Genomic DNA, 7,983 nt, shown 5'->3' with positions numbered 1-7,983 from the left:
CGGTGGGCTGGTTCAGTGGAGGGGATGGGAGCGCGGAGGGGCGGCAAGGCCAGGCGCGGGCGGTTCATGTGGGCCCGCTGGCTCCTGGTGGTGGTCGTTTGCGGCGCGGGCGCCGTCATCGCACTCTGCGTGCCCATCATCGGTTTCACCATGCTCGGTGACGGCGTGGACGAGATGCGCGACGCGTCGGCGCTCGGCGATCGCGGGCGGTACACGGTCGGAACGGTCCAGGACACGCGGGTCGAGAGCGACGGGCCGACAACCGGTTACGACCACCACATCCTGGTCCGGTTCACCGCGTCCGACCGGAGCCGGCACGACGTCTGGGCGGACGGCGACAGAAGGGTGGGCGCCGGCGTCCGCGTGCTCTACGACCCGCGTGATCCGGAGACCGCCACCACCGGTTCGGTGGCGGGGAAACGGGTAGACGGCATCACGCACATCGTCGGGGGCGGGCTGCTGTCGATCGGGCTGCTCACCGCGTACGCGGGGTGGGGCTGGTCGAGGCTCCGCGCCGGCCGTCCGCGCGGGAAGCACGGCATCACCTGACGCCGGAGGGTCCGGCCGGTCGCGCGGCGAGCGCTCCGGACGGCCGGGTGGTACAGGCCGCCACACGGACGGCATAGCATCCATTCCGGCCATTACGCTCGGCAGTCGGCCGGTTGTGTGGTGGTATGTCGCAGGGTGGCCAATCGAGGCGGGGGTGTGTGCGCTGTTTCGGCGGGAGCTGGGGCGGTGGTCGAAGCCGTTGGGGACGGCGCTGCTGGAGCGCTTCCACCATCCGGCGCAGGTCGTGGTCACCGGGTTCGTCGTCACGATCCTCGCGGGCACGCTGCTGCTCTCGCTGCCCGTGGCCACGACGGACACCGGCTCGGCCTCCTTCACGGACGCGCTGTTCACCGCCACGTCGGCCGTGTGCGTGACCGGGCTGATCGTCGCGGACACCCATGCGCACTGGTCGACGTTCGGTGAACTCGTCATCCTGGGACTGGTCCAGGTGGGCGGCCTCGGGCTGATGACGCTGGCGACCCTGTTCGCCATCGTGCTGTCGGGGCGGCTGGGGCTCCGGGCCCGGATGGCGGCCCAGGTCGAGACCAAGACCCTGCGGATGGCCGACGTGCGGCGCGTCGTCCGGCGGGTCGTCGTCTTCAGCCTGGCGTCCGAGGCGGTGGTGGCGGTCGTGCTCACCGCGCGGCTGGTCATCGGCTACGGCGAGGCGCCGGGCCGCGCCGCCTACCTGGGTGTTTACCACGCGATCTCGGCGTTCAACAACGCCGGGTTCACGCTGTGGCCGGACGGCCTCGTCCGGTTCGCGGGCGACCCCTGGATCATCCTGACGGTCTGCGCGGCGGTCATCGTCGGCGGGCTCGGCTTCCCGGTGGTGTTCGAGCTGGCCCGGGACTGGCGCCGGCCGCGGGGCTGGTCGATACTCACGCGCGTCACGCTGGGCGCCACGGTCGTGCTGCTGGCAGGCGGAACGCTCGTCCTCTCGGTGGCCGAATGGGACAATCCCGGAACCCTCGGCGCGCTGCCCGAATCCGACCGGATGCCGTCGGGCTTCATGATGGCGGTGATGCCGCGCAGCGGCGGGCTCAACAGCATCGACGTCTCCCAGATGCGGCCGGAGAGCTGGCTGGTCACCGACGTGCTGATGTTCATCGGCGGCGGCAGCGCCGGAACCGCCGGCGGCATCAAGGTCACCACGTTCGGGCTCCTGGCCTTCGTGCTGTGGGCCGAGATGCGCGGCGAGACGCGTGTGAACGTGGGCCACCGCAGGCTGCCCGACGGCACCCAGCGCCAGGCGATCTCGATCGTCCTGCTGGGCATCGGCATGGTCACCGCCGGAACGTTCACCCTGCTCGTGATGACCTCCCACACGCTGGACCGCGTCCTGTTCGAGGTCGTGTCGGCGTTCGGTACCGTGGGCCTGTCCACGGGGATCACCGCCGAGTTGCCGCCCGCCGGGCACGTGCTCCTGGTGGTGCTGATGCTCGTCGGCCGCATCGGCCCCCTCACCTTCGCCACCGCGCTCGCGCTCCGCGAGCGCGCCCGCCGCTACGAACTGCCCGAGGAGAGACCCATCGTTGGCTGAGAAGCTCCCCGTCGTGGTGATCGGCATGGGCCGGTTCGGCTCCGCGCTCGCCCTGGAGCTGGCGCGGCGCGGCACCGAGGTGCTCGCGATCGACAACCGGCCGAAGATCGTCCAGGCGCTGTCCGGGCGGCTGACCCACGTCCTCACCGCCGACGCCACCGACATCGACACGCTCCGCGAACTCGGGGTGGACGAGTTCTACCGCGCCGTGGTCGCCATCGGCGGCGACCTTGAGGCCAGCATCCTGGCGACCTCGATCCTGGCGGAGCTGGAGATCGACGACATCTGGGCCAAGGCCGTCACCCACCAGCACAAACGCATCCTGGAGCGGATCGGCGCCCATCACATCGTGCTTCCGGAGCACGACATGGGCGAACGCGTCGCCCATATGGTCAGCGGCCGCATGCTCGACTACATCGAGGTGGACCAGGACTTCGCCCTGGTCAAGACCCACCCGCCCCGGGAACTCGTCGGCGTCCCCCTCGGGGAGACACGCCTGCGCTCCAAGCACGGCGTGACGGTCGTGTCCGTGAAGCCGGCCGGCGAGAAGTTCACCTACGCCACGCCCGACACCATCCTTCAGTACGGCGACGTCATCCTGGTCGCCGGCTCCATCGAAAAGGTCGAACGCCTCGCCGACCGCACCTGACCCGGAGCGCATGGACGTCAGACGATGCGCTGGTCGACCTTGCGGCGTTCCTTGGACGACAGCAGGTCGAGGGGCAGGAACGGGATCGTCTCCTGGTTGGCGGGGAGGTAGGAGAGCGTGACCGCCAGGGCGTCCGGCCTCGGCCGGCGACCGCGGAACGCGCGGTCGCCGGGCCTTGGAGAGGACGGGGATCAGACCCGGAACCGATGCCCGGCCGGGCTCACAGGGGAAGGAGTGAGCCGTTGACGAGGGACCAGTCTCGGGCGATCTGGCGGATCTTCGTCATCCGCGTCCCGGCGACGCCGACGACGTTGCCTTCGATGTCGACGGCGAGGTGGGTGAGGTCTCCGGCGGCCTGCCCGGAGAGGTTCAGTACGCCGGAGCCGGAGTCTCCTGGGGCGGCCACGCCGACCCAGGAGTAGCCTGAGCCCTTCTCGATGTCCCACCGGTGCGCGGCACCCACGCGCGGGGTGCCGCCGGTGCCGATGACCGCCCCGTGGCCGAAGTGCTTCAGCGGAAGTCCCACCTGGTCACCGGTGTAGGTGCCCTCAGGGCCGCCCCACACCGGCATGGTCGGGTTCATCCAGGAGGAGAACTCCGGATAGATGGTGATCATGGCGAAGTCGTCGCCGATGCCGTTGTCACGGGAGAGGCTGATCTCGCCGATCACGTACAGGCCGGGGAGCCGGCCCGAGGCCGGCGGCGGCACCACGTAGGCGCTCACCGGCTGCCCGACCGTGCCGCAGTGCCCGGCGGTGCCAAGGCCCCAGGTGGAGTTCTTCTTGAAGACGAAGTTGGCGCTGCACCAACCGAGAGGATTGTCGCTGCCGTCGCTGCCCAGCAGGGTGAGCAGCCATTGGCCGGGACGGATGCCGGTCTGGGCCAGCCCGGCGGCCTGCGGCGCGGTGACCCCTCCCGGCAACGTGGCGCCGGCGGGCAGCCGGACGCCGCCGGTGCCCGAGGCCAGGAGCCGCCGCTCGAACTCGGGGGTGTACCAGGAAGGGCTCACTCCCGAGTTGATCTTCTTGTAGTGCACTCCCGTCGGAGGGGCGGCTTCGGCGGTGGTGGTCAGCGGGAGGGAAGCGGCGACCGCCAGCAGGGCGGTCGCCGCGATCCGAAGGGCCGATGAGGCGGACAGCGCAGGGGGCACGGGGACTCCGTCCGTGTTGGGGCAACTCGACCAGATATCGCCGTACGCATTCCTGGCGTTACGCTTGGTATTAGTGGATTGCCCCTTTTGCATTCGCCCGCTGCACCAAACCCTGACTCGGGGTCAGACGCCGAGGGAGCGGCCGACGATCTCCTTCATGATCTCGGTGGTGCCGCCGAAGATGGTCTGGATGCGGACGTCCTGGTAGGCCTTGGCGATCGGGTACTCGGTCATGTAGCCGTAGCCGCCGTGGAGCTGGACGCAGCGGTCGACGACCCGCTTGAGCAGCTCGGTGTTCCAGTACTTGAGCATCGCCGCCTCGTCGGCGGACAGCTCGCCCTCGCCCTCCTTGACGACGCACTCTTCGGTGAAGGCGCGGGTGACGGTCAGCTCCGTCTTCATCTCGGCGAGGGTGAAGCGGTTGTGCTGGAACTTGCCGATCGGGCGGCCGAACGCCTCGCGGGTCTTGCAGTACTCCAGGGTCTGCTCGAACGCGACCTCGGCGCCGGCGAGGGCGGTGGCGCCGATGGAGAGGCGCTCGCGGGCGAGGTTCTGCATCAGGTAGATGAAGCCCATGCCCTCCTCGCCGAGGAGGTTCTCCTTGGGGACGCGCACGTTGTCGAAGAACAGCTCGGCGGTGTCCTGGGCGTGCATGCCGACCTTGTCGAGGTTGCGGCCGCGCTCGAAGCCGGCCATGCCGCGCTCGACGGCCAGGAGGCTGACGCCCTTGGCCCCGGCGGACGGGTCGGTCTTGGCGACGACGATGACGAGGTCGGCGAGGATGCCGTTGGAGATGAAGGTCTTCGAGCCGTTCAGGACGTAGTCGTCGCCGTCCCTGACCGCGGTGGTCTTGATGCCCTGGAGGTCGGACCCGGCGGCGGGCTCGGTCATCGCGATCGCGGTGATGATCTCGCCGGAGCAGTAGCCGGGGAACCAGCGGGCCTTCTGCTCGTCGTTGCAGAGCTGCCGCAGGTAGGCGCCGTTGATGTCGTTGTGGACGGAGAAGCCGGGGCCGTGCACGCTCGCCCGCGCCAGCTCCTCGTTGAAGATCACGTAGTAGCGGTAGTCGTCGTTGCCGCCGCCGCCGTGCTCCTCCGGCATGTCGATGCCGAGCAGGCCCGCGCGGCCCGCCGCCAGCCACACCTCGCGCGAGACGATCCCGTCCTTCTCCCACTGCTCGTGGTGGGGGGCGATCTCCTTCTCGATGAAGGAGCGCACCATGTCGCGGAACGCCTCGTGCTCGTCGGTGTAGATATCCCGTCCCATCCGGCGGTCTCCCTCGGTAAGTGCTCGCTGATACACGTTTAATGTAACACTGGCACTGTCATATAGAGGGAGGCGGGATGGAACTCACCGTCGGCGAGCTGGCCTCGCGCGCCGGGGTCACCGTCCGGACCGTGCGGTTCTACGCCGGGCGCGGCCTGCTCCCGCCCCCGAGGCTGCGCGGCCGGACGGGGCTGTACGGCGCCGACCACCTGGCGCGGCTGGAACTCGTCCGGGAACTCCAGTCGCTCGGGCTGACGCTGGCCGCGATCGAGAAGCACCTGCAGAAGATCCCGCTGGACGCGCCGGCCGAGGACCTCGCGCTGCAGCGTGCGCTGCTGTCGCCGTGGGCACCGGAGCGTCCCGAGCTCCTCGACCGGCACGAGCTGGACCGGCGCGCCGGACGGCACCTCGATGACGAGGTCCTCAAGCGGCTGGAGGCGCTCGGCGTCGTCGAGCCGGTCCCGGACGGCCCTTCGGCGACCAGGGTCCGGGTGGTGAGCCCGGCGCTGCTCGGCATCAGCGCCGAGCTGGCCGCGCTGCCGATGCCGCTGGACACCGTGATCGCCTCGCACGAGGCCGTCGACCGCCACACGACGGCGCTGGCCGACGAGCTCCAGCGGGTCTTCCAGGACACCGTGGTCCGGCCCTACCGGGAGGGCGGGCGCGCACCCGAGGAGCGGGAACGGCTCATGGAGATGGCCGGGAAGCTCAAGCCCCTGATGATCCAGTCGCTCGTGACGTCGTTCCAGCGGGCGGTCGACAAGGCCATCCGGAGGTCGGTGCCGGACTGAACGCTCAGGCGTCCTTCCACTCCTGCTGCTGGTACTCCACCAGGCGCGGATGGACGAGCGTGTTGGTCTCCACGTCGCGGCTCCGCCGGTCCTTGGGGAAGACCGTCGAGGCATGGAGAAGCGCCTCGTCCATGAAGCGGAGCTTCGGGGCGTCGGGCGCGAGCTTGAGCGCCGGCGCCTTCTCCGTGGGGGCCGCCATGACGTAGCCCCAGTCGCCGAAGCTCGGCACGTCCACGTGGTACGGGACGGTCGCGAGGCCGGCGGCGGCGACGGACTTCTCGATGCTCCAGAACGACTTCGGCGCGAAGTACGGCGAACCCGACTGGACGACCATCCGGCCGCCCGGTGCGAGCACCCGCTTCACCAGACCGTAGAACTCCACCGAGTACAGCTTGGCGGTGGCGACGTCGTCGGGGTCGGGCATGTCCACGATCACCGTGTCGAACTGCTCGTTCAGCCCGCGCAGCCACGAGAACGCGTCGGCCTCGACGGTCCTGGCGCGCGGGTCCTCGAACGCGCGCTCGTTGAGGGACACGAGAGGCTCGTAGGTGCGGGCCAGGCGCAGGACCTCCGGGTCCAGCTCGACCAGGGTCGCGCTCTTCACGTCCTTGTAGCGCAACACCTCGCGGAGCGCGAGGCCGTCCCCGCCCCCGAGGACGAGGACCCTGCCGTGCGGGCCGGACATGATCGGGTGGACCAGCGACTCGTGGTACCGGTACTCGTCCACGGAGGAGAACTGGAGGTCGCCGTTCAGGAACAGCCGCACATCGGGCCGGCCCGCCACCGTGACCTGCCTCGTGACGACGATCTCCTGGTACGGGGTCTTCTTGGACAGCACGATCGGGTCCCGGTAGAGGACCTGGCGGGCCGAGACCTCGAACTCGTCGGCCAGGGCGTACGTCCCGCCGAGCACGATCAGCACGGCCGCCATCCCCGCCCAGAGCGCGGCCTGCGTCGCGCGGCCGACCTCCTTGCGGAACAGCCACAGCACCACCGCGGTCCCGGCGACCACGTTGACCGCCCCGACCAGCAGCGCGCCCTTGATGTGCCCGAAGAACGGCAGGAGCAGGAACGGGAACGCCAGCCCGCCGATCAGCGCGCCCACGTAGTCGGCGGCGAACAGGTCGGCGACCGCGGCGCCCGCCTCCTGCCGCCGGATCCGCTGCAGCAGCGTCATCAGCAGCGGAAGCTCCGCGCCGATCAGCGCCCCGACCAGGAACGCCACCACGACCAGCGCCGGGGTGTACAGGCTCAGCCACGCGAACGCCGCGTACAGCGCGAGCACCGACAGCCCGCCGAGCAGCGCCAGCGCGGCCTCCACGATCGCGAACGCCACGACCGGCCGGTGCCGCAGCGGCTTGGCCAGCAGCGAGCCGACGCCCATCGCGAAGACCATGACCGACAGGACGATGGACGCCTGGGTGACCGAGTTGCCCATCAGGTAGCTGCCGAGGGCCACCAGCGCCAGCTCGTACACCAGCCCGCAGGCGGCGCACGTGAACACCGACGCCAGCACCAGGGTGCGGGCGGCCCTCGCCGGCAGGCTGAGCCGGCCGGCCCCCGCCTCCGCGGGGTCGGCCGCCTCCGCCTTCACAGTGGTGGACTCGGTCACGAACCGCCTTTCCGGAGGCTCCGGACGCCGCCGACCACGAGCACCACGAGCGCCGTCGCGAGCAGCAGGACGCCGATCACCGACCAGACGGTGCGGGTGGTGACGGTCGACTCGGTCAGCCTGTCGTTCGCGGCGGGCTTCGACGCGGGCGGCGCGGTCTCCGCGGGGACCGCCGGGGCCAGCCCCTCCTCCGCGACCAGCATCGGCAGCGCGCCGATGACGTCCCGGAGCCGGGAGGTCCCGTTCTCGCCGTCGATGTCGTCCTCACCGGCCTGCCCGAGCCGGCTCTCGAAGCGGAACTCCCGGAAGGACTCGTCGAAACTGTTCTTGATCTCGAACCTGCCGGACAGGAACTCCTTGGACGACTCCAGGTAGGTGTAGTCGGCTTCGAGAACCACCCATTTCGGGCACTGTCCCGGTACC

Annotated in this window: 8 protein-coding genes; 4 read left to right on the top strand and 4 right to left on the bottom strand. The window is 70.3% G+C overall.

Annotated features, from left to right (window positions below):
• The 3 genes from E1281_RS34275 to E1281_RS34265 form a co-directional block, all read left to right on the top strand.
• Positions 1-549: DUF3592 domain-containing protein (locus tag E1281_RS34275; RefSeq protein ID WP_207943664.1), on the top strand; the 549-nt coding region annotated here is incomplete at its 5' end.
• 154 nt (positions 550-703) lie between these two features.
• Positions 704-2,092: a potassium transporter TrkG gene (locus E1281_RS34270; RefSeq protein ID WP_243717699.1), complete on the top strand. Its 1,389-nt coding sequence runs from the start codon at positions 704-706 to the stop codon at positions 2,090-2,092.
• Complete coding sequence (locus E1281_RS34265; RefSeq protein WP_279433677.1) at positions 2,085-2,741, top strand: TrkA family potassium uptake protein; 657 nt, start codon at positions 2,085-2,087, stop codon at positions 2,739-2,741. The genes E1281_RS34270 and E1281_RS34265 overlap by 8 nt, the downstream gene beginning before the upstream one ends.
• Positions 2,742-2,961: 220 nt before the next feature.
• On the opposite strand, the gene E1281_RS34260 is transcribed toward E1281_RS34265, so the two are convergent.
• The gene (locus E1281_RS34260; RefSeq protein ID WP_131883866.1) at positions 2,962-3,891 is read right to left on the bottom strand and encodes a hypothetical protein; all 930 of its coding nucleotides are present in this window, start codon (positions 3,889-3,891) and stop codon (positions 2,962-2,964) included.
• Positions 3,892-4,014: 123 nt separating this feature from the next.
• On the bottom strand, positions 4,015-5,157 hold the full coding sequence (locus E1281_RS34255; RefSeq protein WP_131883865.1) for an acyl-CoA dehydrogenase family protein: 1,143 nt from the start codon (positions 5,155-5,157) through the stop codon (positions 4,015-4,017).
• Positions 5,158-5,234: 77 nt separating this feature from the next.
• Here E1281_RS34255 and E1281_RS34250 point away from each other — a divergent pair, with 77 nt between their 5' ends.
• A complete protein-coding gene (locus E1281_RS34250) occupies positions 5,235-5,948 on the top strand; it encodes a MerR family transcriptional regulator (RefSeq protein ID WP_131883864.1) in 714 nt (237 codons plus the stop codon).
• Between the two features lie 4 nt (positions 5,949-5,952).
• Here E1281_RS34250 and E1281_RS34245 read toward each other — a convergent pair whose 3' ends face one another.
• Positions 5,953-7,560 carry a polyamine aminopropyltransferase gene (locus E1281_RS34245; protein ID WP_243717698.1) on the bottom strand — a complete coding sequence of 536 codons (1,608 nt, stop codon included), beginning with the start codon at positions 7,558-7,560 and terminating at the stop codon, positions 5,953-5,955.
• Positions 7,557-7,983 (bottom strand): hypothetical protein (locus tag E1281_RS34240; protein ID WP_207943663.1); only part of this gene is annotated, 427 nt, incomplete at its 5' end. The genes E1281_RS34245 and E1281_RS34240, both read right to left, overlap by 4 nt.

Origin of the sequence: Actinomadura sp. KC345, from assembly GCF_004348515.1 — a bacterium.
GTDB lineage: Bacteria > Actinomycetota > Actinomycetes > Streptosporangiales > Streptosporangiaceae > Spirillospora.
The sequence above is the reverse complement of the archived record's forward strand: the minus strand, read 5'-3'. Positions and strand labels throughout refer to the sequence as shown.

Coding starts and splice junctions, on each gene's coding strand:
- E1281_RS34250 (WP_131883864.1), top strand. CDS start 5,235: ATGGAACTCACCGTCGGCGAGCTGGCCTCGCGCGCCGGGGTCACCGTC.
- E1281_RS34255 (WP_131883865.1), bottom strand. CDS start 5,157: ATGGGACGGGATATCTACACCGACGAGCACGAGGCGTTCCGCGACATG.